14 protein-coding genes and 2 tRNA genes are annotated in these 15218 nt (G+C 67.8%); 15 read left to right on the top strand and 1 reads right to left on the bottom strand.

The features are described from left to right. The first annotated feature begins 18 nt into the window (after positions 1-18). The 7 genes from G6O69_RS28920 to G6O69_RS28890 all read left to right on the top strand — a co-directional run bounded on the left by G6O69_RS28920 (position 19) and on the right by G6O69_RS28890 (position 4274). Entirely contained in the window at positions 19-561 is a 543-nt protein-coding gene (locus G6O69_RS28920) for a hypothetical protein (RefSeq protein WP_172306708.1), read from the top strand. Positions 562-1062: 501 nt separating this feature from the next. Next, complete coding sequence (locus tag G6O69_RS28915; RefSeq protein ID WP_176397143.1) at positions 1063-1332, top strand: hypothetical protein; 270 nt, start codon at positions 1063-1065, stop codon at positions 1330-1332. Between the two features lie 82 nt (positions 1333-1414). Further along, a complete protein-coding gene (gene rph / locus G6O69_RS28910) occupies positions 1415-2170 on the top strand; it encodes a ribonuclease PH (protein ID WP_172306707.1) in 756 nt (251 codons plus the stop codon). Next, entirely contained in the window at positions 2167-2892 is a 726-nt protein-coding gene (locus G6O69_RS28905) for a non-canonical purine NTP pyrophosphatase (RefSeq protein WP_172306706.1), read from the top strand. Before rph ends, G6O69_RS28905 begins: the two co-directional genes overlap by 4 nt. Before the next feature lie 162 nt (positions 2893-3054). Continuing rightward, positions 3055-3128, top strand: a tRNA-Pro gene (locus G6O69_RS28900). A gap of 36 nt (positions 3129-3164) precedes the next feature. Further along, a tRNA-Arg gene (locus G6O69_RS28895) sits at positions 3165-3238 on the top strand. Between the two features lie 88 nt (positions 3239-3326). After that, complete coding sequence (locus G6O69_RS28890; protein WP_172306705.1) at positions 3327-4274, top strand: hypothetical protein; 948 nt, start codon at positions 3327-3329, stop codon at positions 4272-4274. On the opposite strand, the gene G6O69_RS28885 is transcribed toward G6O69_RS28890, so the two are convergent. Then, entirely contained in the window at positions 4271-5299 is a 1029-nt protein-coding gene (locus G6O69_RS28885) for a pyridoxal-phosphate dependent enzyme (RefSeq protein WP_172306704.1), read from the bottom strand. The two genes, G6O69_RS28890 and G6O69_RS28885, sit on opposite strands and share 4 nt — an antisense overlap. Positions 5300-5614: 315 nt before the next feature. Here G6O69_RS28885 and G6O69_RS28880 point away from each other — a divergent pair, with 315 nt between their 5' ends. From G6O69_RS28880 to bamA, 8 genes are all read left to right on the top strand, one after another. Further along, complete coding sequence (locus G6O69_RS28880; protein ID WP_172306703.1) at positions 5615-7000, top strand: Na(+)-translocating NADH-quinone reductase subunit A; 1386 nt, start codon at positions 5615-5617, stop codon at positions 6998-7000. After that, positions 7000-8256 (top strand): NADH:ubiquinone reductase (Na(+)-transporting) subunit B, encoded by a 1257-nt coding sequence (locus tag G6O69_RS28875; protein WP_172306702.1) that lies wholly within the window; start codon positions 7000-7002, stop codon positions 8254-8256. The genes G6O69_RS28880 and G6O69_RS28875 overlap by 1 nt, the downstream gene beginning before the upstream one ends. After that, on the top strand, positions 8256-9071 hold the full coding sequence (locus G6O69_RS28870) for a Na(+)-translocating NADH-quinone reductase subunit C (RefSeq protein WP_172306701.1): 816 nt from the start codon (positions 8256-8258) through the stop codon (positions 9069-9071). Before G6O69_RS28875 ends, G6O69_RS28870 begins: the two co-directional genes overlap by 1 nt. Positions 9072-9086: 15 nt before the next feature. Continuing rightward, positions 9087-9707, top strand: a complete 621-nt coding sequence (locus G6O69_RS28865; RefSeq protein ID WP_172306700.1) for an NADH:ubiquinone reductase (Na(+)-transporting) subunit D — start codon at positions 9087-9089, stop codon at positions 9705-9707. Positions 9708-9710: 3 nt separating this feature from the next. Further along, the gene (gene nqrE / locus G6O69_RS28860) at positions 9711-10307 is read left to right on the top strand and encodes an NADH:ubiquinone reductase (Na(+)-transporting) subunit E (protein WP_172306699.1); all 597 of its coding nucleotides are present in this window, start codon (positions 9711-9713) and stop codon (positions 10305-10307) included. Between the two features lie 77 nt (positions 10308-10384). Further along, entirely contained in the window at positions 10385-11602 is a 1218-nt protein-coding gene (nqrF, locus tag G6O69_RS28855; RefSeq protein WP_346017157.1) for an NADH:ubiquinone reductase (Na(+)-transporting) subunit F, read from the top strand. 139 nt (positions 11603-11741) lie between these two features. Further along, positions 11742-12500 (top strand): ABC transporter ATP-binding protein, encoded by a 759-nt coding sequence (locus G6O69_RS28850; protein ID WP_172306697.1) that lies wholly within the window; start codon positions 11742-11744, stop codon positions 12498-12500. Positions 12501-12504: 4 nt separating this feature from the next. After that, a complete protein-coding gene (gene bamA, locus G6O69_RS28845) occupies positions 12505-15162 on the top strand; it encodes an outer membrane protein assembly factor BamA (protein ID WP_176397142.1) in 2658 nt (885 codons plus the stop codon). Positions 15163-15218: the final 56 nt, after the last annotated feature.

Raw genomic sequence — 15218 nt, 5'->3', positions numbered from 1 at the left:
TTGTTAGAGTCCGCGGCGATGACACGCTCCTCGATCGCCGCGCTCATGATGGTTGCTCTGTGCTCCTTCGCCTGTGGGGGCTCCAAGTCCGAGCCCGCGCCGAAAGAGGCCGAAGGGGGGGAGGCCGCCGCGGAGGCTGCGACGCCCGTGGCGAGCGATCCCGCCGCAGAGGCGGGCGCCACCGCAGAGGCGCCCGCGGACGCAGCCGAAGCGGGCGCAGACGCGGCTGAGGCTGGCGCAGACGCGGCTGAGGCTGGCGCAGACGCGGCTGAAGACGATGACGACTCGGGCGAAGCCGCGCCCGCCTTGCCGGCGAGCTTCGAGGCCCTGGGCGTCGAGCTGTGCGACCAGTATGTGGCGGACTACAGCACCTGCATCGAAGACAAGGCCCCCGAGGCCGAGCGCGAGGCCCAGCGGCGGATCATCTTCGAGAACCTCCAGTCCTGGAAGCAGATCAAGGATGGCGGCTCGCCTGCGGCCGAGAAGAGCCTGCAGACGGGCTGCAAGATCGCGCGAGAGCAGGCCAAGCGGGCGACCGCCGACTGGGGCTGCGAGTGGTGACGAGCGATCTCATATCGCGTGTTTGAGTCTTCGCACCCCGTGAAATTTTATTCGCGTGACATTTTTGTCCCGTCGAGAGGGCGCTGGTGACGGCTCGAATTGAGCGTTTTTGGTGGCTGCGCCTCTCTGCGCACCAAGGTGGTCACAGGGGGCTCTCCAGGGTCTCCCAGGCCCTGTCTCAAGTGCTCGAAAACAAAGATGATTTTGATGGCCTGCGCGACCTCCGGGGGCGCGCGAGGGCGCGCGAAGTGTACGCCTCGTCGCGTCGGCTGAAGCTCTCGAAGCGCGCGTCTGTGCGTCAAAACGAGGTTGCGTAGCCGACGCATCCGACCGGGAGTTCAGTCACTGGACGACTGGTAGGGGCTGCGACCGCCGAGAACACGTGGTACTAATCGAAATCCCGGCGCATGCGCCGCTTGCCCCGCGAACGATCGAGCACACGCGCACGACTCACCACGGGGCACCCCAACCGACTCGAACGACACACGGAGAGACCGAAACATGAAGTTCAACAGCACCCTCATGGTCGCCGCCCTCACCGCCCTCACCTTCGTGGCCCCCGCCTGCGACAAGAAGGAAGACAAGGCCGAGGACAAGAAGGAAGACAAGAAGGAAGACAAGAAGGACGACGCGGCCAAGGAAGAGGCCAAGAAGGAAGAGGAGAAGAAGGAAGAGGTCGAGGCTCCCGCCGAGGCCGCTCCTGCTGCCGAGGCTGCCCCCGCCGCCGAGGGCGAGGCCGCTCCGGCTGCCGAGGCTGCTCCCGCCGAGTAATCTCCCCCCTTTCCTCGAAGAAGGTCGGAGCAGCTGCTCCGACCTTCTTTTTTTGTGTTCGCGTTTTGATACCTTCCCGGCCGTGCGTATCGACGGACGCTCCGTGGATGGCCTTCGGCCGCTCTCCCTCACGCCTGGCTTCACCAAGCAGGCGCTCGGATCCGTGCTCATCGCCACTGGCGAGACCCGGGTCCTGTGCACCGCCTCCGTGGAGTCGCGGACGCCCCCGTGGCTTCAGTCGGGCGGGTGGATCACGGCGGAGTACGCGATGCTCCCCGGCGCGACGAGCCCCCGTGGCAACCGCAAGAGCGGCGGCCGAGACAAGGAGATCCAGCGGCTGATCGGGCGCTCGCTCCGGGCCGCGGTCGATCTCGAGCGCCTGGTCGGGCCGGACGGCGGCCTGTCGATCGTCTGCGACTGTGACGTGATCGAGGCCGACGGTGGGACGCGGACGGCGTCGATCACTGGCGCCTGGGTCGCGCTGGAGATCGCCCTGCGCAAGCTGGTCGCGGCTGGGCGGCTGAGCGAGCACCCCGGGATCGCTCCGATCGCGGCGGTCTCCGTGGGCGTGGTCGAGGTCGAGGGCAAGCCCGAGGTGCTCTTGGACCTGTGCTACCAGGAGGACAGCCGGGCCGTGGTCGACCTCAACGTGGTCATGCGCGGCAACGAAGGCGGCGCGGGCCTGGTCGAGATCCAGGGCACGGGCGAGCGCGGAGACTTCAGTCGGCCGACCCTCGACCGCATGCTCGACTTCGCCGAGGCCGGGATCGCGCAGCTGCTCACGGCCCAGCGCGAAGCCCTGGCCGCCGCGCTCGCGGCCGAGGAGCGCCGGGCGTGACGCGTCGCCTGATCATTGCGAGCAACAACGCGCACAAGGTCCGTGAGCTGGCGCAGATGGTGGCCGCCTCGAGCGTGCCGGCCGTCCGCGAGCTCGAGGTCATGCGGGTCGCGGATCTGCCCTACGGTGCCTCGCCGGAGATCGAAGAGAGCGAGCAGAGCTTCGCCGGCAACGCGCTGCTCAAGGTCAACGGCATCGCCGCGTGGCTGCGCATGCACGACGCGCCCAAGGACGATCTCGTGCTCGCCGACGACTCGGGGCTGTGCGTCGACGCCTTCGACGGTGGCCCCGGCGTGCGCTCGGCTCGCTTCGCCATGGACGCCAGGGACGGGGGAGAGCAGGGCGCCGTCGAGGGGGACGCCGCGGCCAACAACGCCAGGCTCGTCCGCGAGCTCGAGGCCCGGGAGCTGGGTGGGTCCGCGGCCGAGTACGTGTGCGTGCTCGCCCTGCGCCGGGTCGGCCAGCGCCCCTTCGACTTCACCTTGCCCGACTCCGGGGCGCTGTTCATGCGCGACGGCTGCCTGTGCATCGAGGGCCGGGCCGTGGGCGAGGTTCGGGTCGCCAGGCGCGGGGAGGGGGGCTTTGGCTACGACCCCCACTTTTGGATCGACGGCGGCTCGCGGACCTACGCGGAGCTGACCATGGTCGAGAAATCGCGGCGATCTCACCGAGGCGCCGCGATGCGGCGGCTGATCGCCGAGCTCCCGCTCGTGCTCGACTGAGTCTGAGCGCTCCGTACTCGACCGAGAGGTCGAGAATGTGGACGCGCTGAGGTCGGGTGTAGGTCCGGGCGAGAACCGGGCGTGACTAGCGCGTGCCACTTTGAACTTGGTTCAATGCGGCGCTGGACCCGGCCGGGGCCCTCGGCTAGCCTCCCTGCTCTTCGGGGCGTGGCGCAGTCTGGTAGCGCGCCTGCTTTGGGTGCAGGAAGCCGAAGGTTCGAATCCTTTCGCCCCGACTCTTCACCCCCTCAACCTGGTCAACCAGCCTTCGGGCGTTCATAGCTCAGGCGGATAGAGCGTCGGCCTTCTAAGCCGAAAGTCCCAGGTTCGAATCCTGGTGGACGCACCGAGACCCCGCGCCGCGGGGTCTTCACTTTGTTGCTGTAAGTGTGGCCTGGCGAGGCGGCGTTGGGAGCCCGTCCACGAGGCCTCCCATGTCCGCAACAACGTCCCGCTTCGACCGCCCCCTCTCGCGCGCCTGTTTTGCCCTCTGCCTGCTCGGGGTCGCGCCCGGCTGCAACAAGGCCCCCGCCGACACGGCGACGCCGCTGGGCACGGGGAGCTCGACCACGGCGCAGCGAAGGGCGCCGGGGCCTCGAGGGACGGCCGACGCCGATACCGGCGCGGGGACGCGCTGGCGGGGGAGCGCCGAGGCGCCGGAGTCGGCCGCGCCCCGCTCGGAGGAGGCCCTGGGTACCGGCTGGGGGGCGGGCGACTTCGAGGCCGATCGCATCGTCGAGCCCGAGCGCCCGGGGTTGGGCACGGCCTACGGTGAGTCGCGGCGCTCGAGCATCCAGAGCGTCGGCTTTCGTCGGGCCGATCCGCTGCGCCCCGAGGTGGTCTTCACCATTCACTACGACGACGCCGCGGGCGTGCGCGCGGCCGCCCGCGGCAGGCGGACGCGGGCCTGGTCCGACGAGGCGATGCAGTCCCACGAGGGCCTGAGCTTCGCGCTCCTCGACGAGCGCGATCGCGTGCTGCCGGCGGCGAGCGTCGACACGCAGCTCTACGCCGTCGGCGCCCCCGGGGCGCGCTACAGCCTGGCCGTGGCCAACGACACCGGCAGCGCCTTCGAGCTGGTCGCCTCCGTGGACGGCCTCGACGTCATCGACGGCGCCCCGGCGAGCTTCGACAAGCGCGGCTACGTCATCGATCCCTTCAGCTCGATGGTCATCGAGGGCTGGCGGACCAGCGAGGACGCGGTCGCGGCCTTTCGCTTCTCTTCGCTCGAGGACAGCTACGCCGAGCGCACGGGGGAAGGGCGCAACGTCGGGGTGATCGGCGCGGCGCTGTTCCGCGAGGCGCCGCGGGCCTGGGAGGAGTGGCGCGCCCCTGACGAGAGCTGGCGCCGGGGCACGGCCGATCCCTTCCCTGGGAACTAGAGCGGCGTGTCGCCGGTGAGCAGGGCGTCGGTCGTTGGCCCGCGCTGGGCGAGCAGCGTGGTGAAGCTGGCGACGTCGATGTTGCTGCCGCAGACGATCAGCGCGACCCGCTGACCCGCGAGGCGCTCCCGCAGCGGGCCGAGGAGGGCGGCCGTGCTCGCGGCCGCGGCCGGCTCGACGGCGAGCTTGGCGTCCTGAAAGAGGGCGGCCATGGCCGCGCGCAGCTGATCGTCGTCGACGTGGACCAGCTCGTCGACGTGGGCGCGGCACAGGTCGAAGCTGTAGGGCGCGGCGTGGGGAGCCCCGAGGCTGTCGGCGATGGAGCGGACCGAGGGGATCGCCTGGGGAGAGCCGGCGGCGAAGCTGAGGTGCATGCTGTCGGCGCCGACTGGCTCGATCCCGAAAATTTTGCAGTCTGGGCGCGCAAGCTTGATCGCAGCCGCTGCGCCAGCGCAGAGCCCTCCACCGCCGATCGGGATGAGCACCGCGTCGAGCGCCCCGTCGAGCTGCTCGCTGAGCTCGAGGCCCAAGGTCGCGGTGGCCAGGGCGATCTGCGGGCCCTCGAAGGGGTGGACGAAGGTCCGCCCTTCGTCCGCGGCGATCTGCTCGACGGCCACGAAGCCCGCGTGGATGTCGTCGACCAGCACGACCTCGGCGCCGTGGCGGCGACAGGCGGCGACCCGACCGGGGTTGGCGCTGCGTGGCATCACGACCTTGGCCGAGGTCCCGAGGGCGCTGGCGGCGTAGGCCACGGCGATGGCGTGGTTGCCCGCGCTGATCGCCGTGACCCCGCGCGAGCGCGCGTCAGCGTCGAGCTGGCGCATGACCGCGAGGGCGCCGCGGGCCTTGAAGCTGCCCGTGCGCTGGAGCAGCTCGAGCTTGAGCCAGACGGCGCCCGGCCGGGCCCAGCCGAGGCGCTCGCGCAGCAGGGGCGTGTCCCAGCGCCAGACCGGGGTCTCGATGATCCACGGCGCGATGGCCTCCCGGGCGGCTCGGATGGCGGAGATCGACTCGGGTCCGTTCACGCGACATGAGTACCTCGGCGCGATCGGATCCACGCTGCCAGGGTGGGAGAGGGCGGTGAGCTTGCTCAACGTCGGCCCCACGGTGATGGCGCGGAGTCGCACGACCTCGCGCTCTCGCCAAATCGAGGGCGAAGCGCCGCGACATCAACTCGGCGCCGCGTAGCCTGCGCTGGTCGCATTCGAGCGCGTCTCGGCGCCCGATCCCGCTTCCGTTGACGCTTGCGAGCGGGTACAAAGCCGGCGCCAGCTGGACCCAGCAGCCCCCACCTTCACCGGGTCCAGCGGTGAGCCTCTTCGAGGGGAGAAGGCCAAAACATGGCCGTACATACCATCAAAAATGGCCTCAACCTGCCCATCACTGGGGCACCGAAGCAGTCCATCGAAGCCGCGCCCGCGGTGACGCGTGTGGCGATCGTCGCCGACGACTACCCCGGCATGAAGCCGCGGTTGCTCGTCAAGGTCGGCGAGCTCGTCAAGCGCGGCCAGGTCCTGTTCGAGGACCGAAAGGCCCCGGGCGTGATGTTCACGGCCCCTGGTGCCGGGACGGTGGTCGCCATCAACCGTGGCGAGTTTCGGGTGCTTCAGAGCGTCGTCATCGAGCTGAGCTCGAGCGAGCGCGAGGGCAAGCCGGCGCCGGACGAGTTCCAGACCTTCGAGCACTACAGCGACACGGACACCGCCAAACTCTCGCGCGAGCAGGTCGTCAACCTGCTGCAAGAGTCTGGGCTGTGGACGGCCCTGCGCGCGCGCCCCTATGGCCGCGTGCCGCAGCCCAGCGCCGACGCGCCGCACTCGATCTTCGTGACGGTGACCGACACCAACCCCCTCGCCGCCGACGTCGAGGTGGCCATGAAGGGCCGCGAGCAGGACTTCCAGCGCGGCCTCGAGGTGGTGTCCAAGCTGACCGAGGGCACCGTCTACGTGTGCAAGGGCGCGGGCACCAAGCTGTCCACCGGCAAGAACGCTCGCCTCCAGGTCGAGGAGTTCCACGGGCCGCACCCCTCGGGCACCGTCGGTGTTCACATCCACACCCTCGACCCGGTCAGCCGGGCCAAGACCGTGTGGCACCTGAACTACCAGGACGTGATCCTGATCGGTCGGCTCTTCGCCACGGGCAAGCTCGACGTCGAGCGCGTCATCAGCCTGGCCGGCCCCACGGTCGAGAAGCCGCGCCTGATGACCACGCGCCTGGGCGCGAGCATCGAGGAGATCGTCGACGGCGAGCTGGCCGCGGACGTCGAGAACCGAGTGATCTCGGGCTCGGTGCTCTCCGGTCGCAAGGCCATGGGCGAGCTCTTCGGCTACCTCGGCCGCTATCACTTGCAGATCTCGGCCCTGCGTGAGGGCCGGGAGCGCGAACTGCTCGGCTGGCTCAAGCCCGGCTTCGACAAGTACTCGACCTCGTCGGCCTTCGCCTCGGCGTTGACCCCGTCGAAGACCTTCGACTTCTCCACCGCGCTCAATGGCTCGCACCGCCACATGGTGCCGATCGGCATGTACGAGCGCGTGTTCCCCTTCGACATCCTCCCCACCTTCTTGCTGCGGGCGATCCTGGTCAAGGACGTCGGCCGCGCGGAGGAGCTCGGTGTGCTCGAGCTCGACGAGGAGGACGTGGCCCTGTGTACGTTCGTGTGCCCGGGCAAGCAGGACTATGGTCCGGTCCTGCGTGAGAACCTCGAGACCATCTGGAAGGAAGGCTGATGGACTTCCTGCGTCAACAGCTCGACAAGATCGCGCCGCTGTTCGAGAAGGGGGGCAAGTACGAGGCCCTCCACCCCCTCTACGAGGCCCCCGACACGATCCTCTACACGCCCGGGACGGTGACCAAGGCCGCCTCGCACGTGCGGGATCAGCTCGACCAAAAGCGCATGATGATCACCGTGGTGCTCGCGCTTTTGCCGATCTGCCTGTTCGCCTGCTGGAACACCGGCCACCAGGCGGCCCTGGCGATCGGCAACGGCGCCGCGCCCCTCGGCAACTGGCAAAGCTGGCTCTTCGAGGCCCTGGGCTTCGGCTATGACGCCGGCAACGTCGTCACCTGCTTCATCTACGGTGCGCTCTACTTCATCCCGGTCTGGCTGACGGTGGGCATCATCGGCGGTCACGCCGAGGTCATCTTCTCCATCGTCCGCGGCCACGAGATCACCGAGGGCTTCCTCGTCACCTGGTTCCTGTTCGCGCTCACGCTGCCCCCCACCATCCCGCTGTGGATGGTCGCCGTCGGCGTCGCCTTCGGCGTGGTCCTCGGCAAGGAGGTCTTCGGCGGCGTCGGCATGAACGTGATGAACCCGGCGCTGGTCTCGCGCGCGTTCTTGTTCTTCGCCTACCCGGCGGCCATGTCTGGCGACGCGGTCTGGGTCGCGGCGGAGAACACGGACAGCTTCACGGGCGCCAGCTGGCTGGCCATCGCCGCCGACAACACCCAGGGCATGACCGCCCTCGAGGCGCAGCCCGACCTGTGGATGGACGCCTTTCTCGGCGTCATCCCCGGGTCCATGGGTGAGACCTCGGCGCTGCTCTGCCTCGTCGGCGCGCTCATCCTGATCGCCACGCAGATCGGCTCGTGGCGGACCATGGCGGGCGTCACCGTCGGCACCGTGCTGATGGCGCTGACCCTCAACGCCATCGGCTCCGAGACCAACTCGATGTTCGCCATGGGCCCGCAGTGGCACATGGTCCTCGGCGGCTGGGCCTTTGGCATGGTGTTCATGGCCACGGACCCCGTGTCCTCGGCCTTCACCGACCTCGGCAAGCTGATCTACGGCTTCTTCATCGGGGTGTTCGTGGTCCTCGTCCGCGTGGTGAACCCCGGCTACCCCGAGGGCATGATGCTGGCGATCTTGTTCATGAACATGTTCGCGCCGCTCATCGACCATTACGTGGTCCAGGCCAACGTCAAGCGTCGCAAGGCGCGCTACGCCGCTGGCCTGCCCAGCGCCGCCGAGGAGGCCCACTGATGGCTGGCAAGAAAGACAGCCCCGTCTACATCGCGGGCTTCGCGGTCGCGGTCTGCCTGGTCTGCTCGCTGGGCGTCTCCGGCGCGGCGATCTTCCTCAAGTCCAGGCAAGAGGAGAACGCCACGGTCGCGCGGCAAAAGAAGGTCCTCGACGTCGCGGGCCTGCTGCGCCCCGGTCAGGAGCTCGGCAACGACGACGTCCAGGCGCTCTTCGAGGAGCGCCTGGTCCCCGCGCTGGTCGACCGTGAGACCGGCGAGCTGGTCGCGGACGTCGACGGTGTCGGCCCTGCGGACTACGAGCCCATGGAGGCCGCCAAGGCCAACAACCTCGTGGCCCCGGCGAACGCCGCCAAGGTCCGCTTCCAGCCCTCCGTCGCCAAGGTCTACTTCCTCATCGACGAGAAGGGCGCGGTCAAGAAGGTCATCCTGCCCATCGAGGGCTACGGCCTGTGGGGCTTCCTCTACGGCTACCTGGCCATGGAGGCCGACGGCGTGACGATCGCCGGCATCACCTACTACGAGCACGCCGAGACCCCCGGTCTCGGCGGCGAGGTCGACAACCCCAACTGGAAGGGCTCCTGGAAGGGCAAGAAGGCCTTCCAGGAGGGCAGCGACGAGGTCGCCATCGAGGTGGTCAAGAACGCCCGCGGTGAGTTCCAGGTCGACGCCCTGACGGGCGCCACCATCACCAGCCGCGGCGTGACCAACATGATGGACTTTTGGCTGGGCCAAAACGGCTACGGTCCCTTCCTGAACAAGATCCGGCAGTCCGGACCGCCGCAGCTCGACGCTGCTCCGGCCGAGGAACAGTCCTGACGAGGAGCTCCGGCAATGGCAAAGAAAAAGGAAGTCCTCTTCGATCCTCTGCTGAACACCAACCCGATCGCGGTTCAGGTGCTCGGCGTGTGCTCGGCGCTGGCAGTGACCAGCAAGCTCGAGACGGCGATCGTCATGTCGATCGCCCTGACCGTGGTCGTGGCCCTGTCCAACTTCTCGGTCAGCCTGATCCGCGAGCGGATCCCCTCGAGCATCCGCATCATCGTTCAGCTGACGATCATCGCCTCACTGGTGATCATCACCGATCAGGTGCTCAAGGCCTTCGTCTACGACGTGGCCACGCAGCTGTCGGTCTACGTCGGCCTGATCATCACCAACTGCATCGTCATGGGCCGGGCCGAGGCCTTCGCCATGGCCAACCCGCCGTGGGAGAGCTTCATCGACGGCGTGGGTAACGGCCTCGGCTACAGCCTGATCCTGATCTCCGTCGGCTTCTTCCGCGAGCTCCTGGGCTCCGGCAAGGTGTTCGGCGTCTCGGTCATGCCCCTGGTCAGCGAGGGCGGCTGGTACACCCCCAACGGCCTCATGGTCCTCGCACCTGCGGCCTTCTTCCTGATCGGCATTGCGATCTGGATCATGCGCACCGCCAACCCCGAGTTGGTCGAGGAGCACTGAGCCATGGAGCACTATCTCAGCCTCTTGGTAAAGGCCACGTTCGTCGAGAACATGGCCCTGGCCTTCTTCTTGGGCATGTGCTCGTTCTTGGCCGTCTCGCAGAAGGTCAAGACGGCGACGGGCCTCGGCGCAGCGGTGGTCTTCGTGCTCACGCTGACCTGCCCGCTCAACTCGGCGCTCTATCACTACGTCCTCAAGGAGGACGCGCTGATCCAGGGCGTCGACCTGTCCTTCCTCAACTTCCTGACCTTCATCGGGACCATCGCCGCCGCCGTGCAGGTGGTCGAGATGGCGCTCGAGAAGTACGCCCCGGACCTGCACGCGGCGCTTGGCGTGTTCCTCCCGCTGATCGCCGTGAACTGCGCCATCCTCGGCGCCTCGCTGTTCATGGTCGACCGCGACTACCACGTCGCGGACTCCCTGGTCTTCGGCTTCGGCTCGGGCCTGGGCTTCGCCCTGGCGATCATCGCCCTGGCCGCGATCCGCGAGAAGATGCGCTACTCCGACGTCCCGCCGGCCCTGCGCGGCCTGGGCATCACCTTCATCGTCACCGGGCTCATGGCCATCGGCTTCATGATGTTCGGCGGCATCTCCTTGTGAGCCACTAGCGAGGAAAAACACAAACCATGCTCGCTACCATGACAACTCTGCTCGCCGCCGAGCTCAGCGAGGTCCAGATGCTGGGCCTCTCGGTCGGCATGTTCGTGGTCATGATCCTGGTCCTGGTCGGGGTCCTGCTGCTCGCGCGCGGGCAGCTGGTCAACACCGCGGACGTGACGATCCTGATCAACGAGGACGCCGACAAGGCCCTCCAGGTCCCGGCCGGCTCCACGCTGCTCAACACCCTCGCCAACAACAAGATCTTCATCCCCTCCGCCTGCGGTGGCATGGGATCTTGTGGCGTCTGCAAGGTCCACGTCCACGAGGGCGGGGGCGCGCCGCTGCCCACCGAAGAAGGCTGGCTCAGCCGCGGTGAGATGCGCGAAGGCTGCCGCCTGGCCTGCCAGGTCAAGGTCAAGCAGGACATGAAGATCGAGGTCGAGCCCGAGGTCTTCAGCGTCCGCAAGTGGCAGTGCAAGGTCCGCAGCAACGACAACGTGGCGACCTTCATCAAGGAGTTCGTGCTCGAGCTCCCCGAGGGGGAGGCCGTGCCGTTCCGGGCTGGCGGCTACATCCAGATCGAGTGTCCGCCGCACACGGTCCACTACAAGGACTTCGTCATCGACAAGGAGTACCGGGAGGACTGGGATCGCTTCGACATGTGGCGCTTCACCTCGGTCGTCGAAGAGGACGTGACCCGGGCCTACTCCATGGCCAACTACCCCGAGGAGTACGGGATCATCATGCTCAACGTGCGCATCGCGTCGCCGCCCCCGCGGCAGCCCGACGTGCCGCCCGGGCAGATGAGCTCGTACATCTTCAGCCTCAAGCCCGGCGACGAGGTCACGATCTCTGGCCCCTACGGCGAGTTCTTCGCCCGCGACACCGACGCGGAGATGATCTTCATCGGTGGTGGCGCCGGCATGGCGCCGATGCGCTCGCACATCTTCGACCAGTTCAAGCGGCTCAAGACCACCCGCAAGGTCTCGTTCTGGTACGGCGCACGGTCTTTGCGCGAGGCCTTCTACGTCGATCACTTCGACTCGATCGCCGAGGAGTTCCCCAACTTCACCTGGACGCTGGCGCTGTCCGATCCGCTCCCGGAGGACAACTGGACTGGGCCCAAGGGCTTCATCCACCAGGTCTGTCGTGAGCTCTACCTGGACAATCACCCTGCGCCAGAGGACTGCGAGTTCTACATCTGTGGGCCACCAATGATGAACCAGGCCGTGATTCGCATGGCCCTGGAGCTCGGCGTGGAGCCCGAGAACGTGATGTTCGACGACTTCGGCTAGGGCTTTTGACCCACGAGAGCAAAAGGGAGGAGCGCCGCTCCTCCCTTTTTCTTTGTCCAGTAAAGCCCCGCAAACACACCCCCACCTCGTTGACAGGCCTCGGGGGCGGTTCTAGGGTTGGCCCGTTTCGCGCCCGCTGATGCCTTCTTCCATTTCAGAAGCTCCCGCGCTCGTGCAGGTCCGCGACATGTGGAAGAGCTTCCGCCACGGATCGCGCAAGCTCGACGTCCTGCGCGGTGTCAACCTCGATCTGCGGGCGGGCGAGATGGTCACGATCATCGGCGCCTCCGGTGCGGGCAAGTCCACGCTGCTGCACTGCCTGGGCACCCTCGACCTGCCAACGAGCGGGGAGATCCTGTTCTACCCGCCCGGCGGCGGCACGCCCACGGACATCACCCGGCTCTCGCCCCCGGACCTCGCGGACTTCCGCAACCGCACCATCGGCTTCGTGTTTCAGTTCCACCACCTGCTGCCCGAGTTCTCCGCCCTCGAGAACGCGATGATGCCCGCGTTGATAGCGCGGATCTCCACGCGCCAGGCCCGGGAGCAGGCCGAGGCGATGCTCGACGCCGTCGGCATGAGCCACCGCCTCGACCACCGCCCGGGTGAGCTCTCGGGCGGCGAGCAGCAGCGGGTGGCGATCGCGCGGGCCCTGGCCATGCAGCCGCGCCTGCTCCTCGCCGACGAGCCCACGGGCAACCTCGACACCAAGACCAGCGAAGAAGTCCACGAGCTGCTCTTTCGCCTCAACGAAGAGCACGACCTCACCATGTTGGTGGTGACCCACAACATGGAGCTCGCCCAGAAGATGCCCCGCGTCGTCCGCATGGCCGACGGTCGCATCCTCGAGCAGGGCCTGGGCTCCAGCGACGACCCCGATCGGGTGCCGGCCGAGTAGCGCCGTGGAGTCACGCAATCGTTCCAGGCGGCCGAAGGGGCCGCGTCGTCGCTCACTGCGAGCCTTCGCCCTGGTCCTCCTGGCCGTGTTCCTGGTCGGCGTCATGGGCCTGGCCCCGAGCTTCGCCGAGGCGGGGCAGCCCGAGCGCCCCGGGGCCAAGAAGCGGCTGATCGCGGGCTTCGGCTCCCCCGAGCTGATCACCCCGCGCTACCGCCCCAACATCTACGAGTTCGCAGGCGTCGAGGACGAGGTCTGGAACGAGCCGATCACCGACATCCGCTTCCAGGGCAACCGCCGCGTCGAGTCCGAGGCCATGTTGCTCGAGCTCGACAGCAACATCGGCGAGCTCGTGACCCGCGAGAAGCTGGCCCGCGACCTCAAGGCCCTGTGGGCCCTCGGCTTCTTCGAGGACGTCTACGTCCAGGGCGAGCTGACCTCGGCCGGCGCGGTCTTGACCTTCGTGGTCGTCGAGCGCCCGACGATCCGCAAGATCATCGTCGAGGGCAACGCCAAGGTGAAGCTCGACGACATCAACGAGATCCTCGACATCCAGGGCAACAGCGTGCTCGACCTCGGCAAGGTCAAGGGCAACGTCGAGAAGATCCAGGCGCTCTACACCGAGAACGGCTTCTTCCTCGCCGAGGTCGACTACGCCGTGCGCCCGGTGGACGACCAGCCCGGCAAGGTCGACGTGGTCTTCGTGATCAACGAGGCCGAAGAGGTCATCGTCCGCAGCATCACCTTCGTCGGGAACTCCGCGATCAGCGACGACGAGCTGCGCAAGGCCATGCTCACCCGGGTGGGCGGCTACATGACGATCATCAGCAAGAAGTCCGGCGGCGTGTTCAACCGCGAGGCCTTCGTCGCTGACTACTCCAACCTCCGCGCCTACTACGCCGACAAGGGCTACTTCGACGCCGACTTCGAGGACGTCGAGCTCGCCCTGAGCCCCGACCGGCGCTTCGTCCACCTGACGATCGCCGTCACCGAGGGCCCCGAGTACGAGATCGGCGCGGTCTCGGCCCGCGAGCTGACCCGCGCCGGCGAGGACGCGCTGCTGCCTCCGGGGCTGCTCGCCGAGTCCATCGACCCCGTGCTCGCCCCCGGCGACGTGGCCAGCGCGGGCAAGCTCCAGCTGATCCAGCAGGACCTCGAGCGCCGCTACAAGGACAAGGGCTACGCCTACGTCAACGTGGTCCCCAACTACCAGCAGGACCGCGAGAAGCTGCTGCTCTACGTCGACTACCAGATCGACAAGGGCCCGCTGGTCTACATCGAGCGCGTCAACATCTTCGGCAACGACCGCACGGCCGACAAGGTCATCCGCCGCGAGATCGTCCTGCGCGAGGGCGACCTCTACTCCGAGAGCGGCAAGGAGGCCACGCGGCTGAGGGTCCTGCGCCTGGGCTACTTCGAGGACGTGCAGGTCTCGACCTCGCGCGGCAGCGCCGACGATCGCATCGTCGTCAACGTCGAGGTCGCCGAGAAGCTGACCGGCACCTTCCAGATCGGCGCCGGGTTCTCGACGATCGAGAACTTCGTCCTCCAGGCGCAGATCCAGTACGACAACTTCCTGGGCCGGGGCACCACGGTCACCCTGGTCGCCCAGCTGTCGAGCCTGCGCCGGCTGTTCAACTTCAGCTACACCACGCGCTACTTCCTCGACAGCAACTGGTGGTTCATCTTCAACGTCTTCAACACGCAAAACGTGTACACGGACTTCACCCGAGCGAGCACGGGCTTCTCGGTGTCGTGGGGGTATCCGATCCCCAAGATCCGTGGGCTGACGGCCTTCGTCGGCTACAACTTGGAGTACGTCCAGGTCCAGCTCGGGGCCGTCGGCGCCCTCGGGGGCATCTTCGCTCCGGGTGCCCAGAGCGCCGTGCCGGAGCAGGCGCTGATCAACAACCTGTTCGCCAACGGCATCACCTCGGCGATCACGGCGCGCCTGGTCTACGACACCCGCGACAACGTGCTCTTCCCGACCTCGGGCATGTACCACCAGATCGCGGGTAAGTTCGCCAGCCGCTACTTCGGCTCGGAGAACGAGTACAACCGCTACACGCTGGACACGCGCTTTTACGTGCCGGTGATCAAGACCGACCGCCCCTTCAGGGCCTGGGTCGTGTTCCGGACAAACTTCCAGATCGGCTTCATCCACAGCCCCACGCGCTCGGGTGTGCCGGTCTACGAGCGCTACTTCCCCGGCGGCATCTACGGCGACGGCTCGATCCGCGGCTACAACCTGCGCTCCTTGGGCCCGCGCATCCTCGTACAGGGCTCGCCGGATCCCTCGTCCACGCTCTCGGCCTTCGTGATCGGCGGCAACCTGCTCACCGCGCTCAACCTCGAGCTCGAGTTCATGCTCGTGCCCCCGGCCAACATCAAGGGCGTGCTCTTCGCCGACTTCGGCAACGCCTTCAACACCGAAAAGCAGTTCTGCTCGGAGCCCAACCCCGACCAGCTGCCCAAGGCCGACCCCTGCGTGCCCTTCAGCTTCGAGGACCTGCGCGTGAGCCTCGGCTTCGGCTTCCGCTGGCAGTCGCCGATCGGCCCGCTACGCTTCGAGTGGGGCATCCCCCTCGACCGCAACGAGGGCACCGACCTGCTCAGCAGCGAGGACCCGGTGGTGTTCGAGTTCAACGTCGGCACCGGCTTCTAGAGCCGGCCTGGTCGACGCCCCGAGGTAGCGCCCGTCGGGCGGGCAGCTGCCCGCCC

This window comes from Pseudenhygromyxa sp. WMMC2535 (assembly GCF_011083025.2).
The sequence above is the reverse complement of the archived record's forward strand: the minus strand, read 5'-3'. Positions and strand labels throughout refer to the sequence as shown.

Coding starts and splice junctions, on each gene's coding strand:
- G6O69_RS28920 (WP_172306708.1), top strand. CDS start 19: ATGACACGCTCCTCGATCGCCGCGCTCATGATGGTTGCTCTGTGCTCC.
- G6O69_RS28915 (WP_176397143.1), top strand. CDS start 1,063: ATGAAGTTCAACAGCACCCTCATGGTCGCCGCCCTCACCGCCCTCACC.
- G6O69_RS28890 (WP_172306705.1), top strand. CDS start 3,327: ATGTCCGCAACAACGTCCCGCTTCGACCGCCCCCTCTCGCGCGCCTGT.
- G6O69_RS28880 (WP_172306703.1), top strand. CDS start 5,615: ATGGCCGTACATACCATCAAAAATGGCCTCAACCTGCCCATCACTGGG.
- G6O69_RS28875 (WP_172306702.1), top strand. CDS start 7,000: ATGGACTTCCTGCGTCAACAGCTCGACAAGATCGCGCCGCTGTTCGAG.
- G6O69_RS28870 (WP_172306701.1), top strand. CDS start 8,256: ATGGCTGGCAAGAAAGACAGCCCCGTCTACATCGCGGGCTTCGCGGTC.
- G6O69_RS28865 (WP_172306700.1), top strand. CDS start 9,087: ATGGCAAAGAAAAAGGAAGTCCTCTTCGATCCTCTGCTGAACACCAAC.
- nqrE (WP_172306699.1), top strand. CDS start 9,711: ATGGAGCACTATCTCAGCCTCTTGGTAAAGGCCACGTTCGTCGAGAAC.
- nqrF (WP_346017157.1), top strand. CDS start 10,385: ATGCTGGGCCTCTCGGTCGGCATGTTCGTGGTCATGATCCTGGTCCTG.
- G6O69_RS28850 (WP_172306697.1), top strand. CDS start 11,742: ATGCCTTCTTCCATTTCAGAAGCTCCCGCGCTCGTGCAGGTCCGCGAC.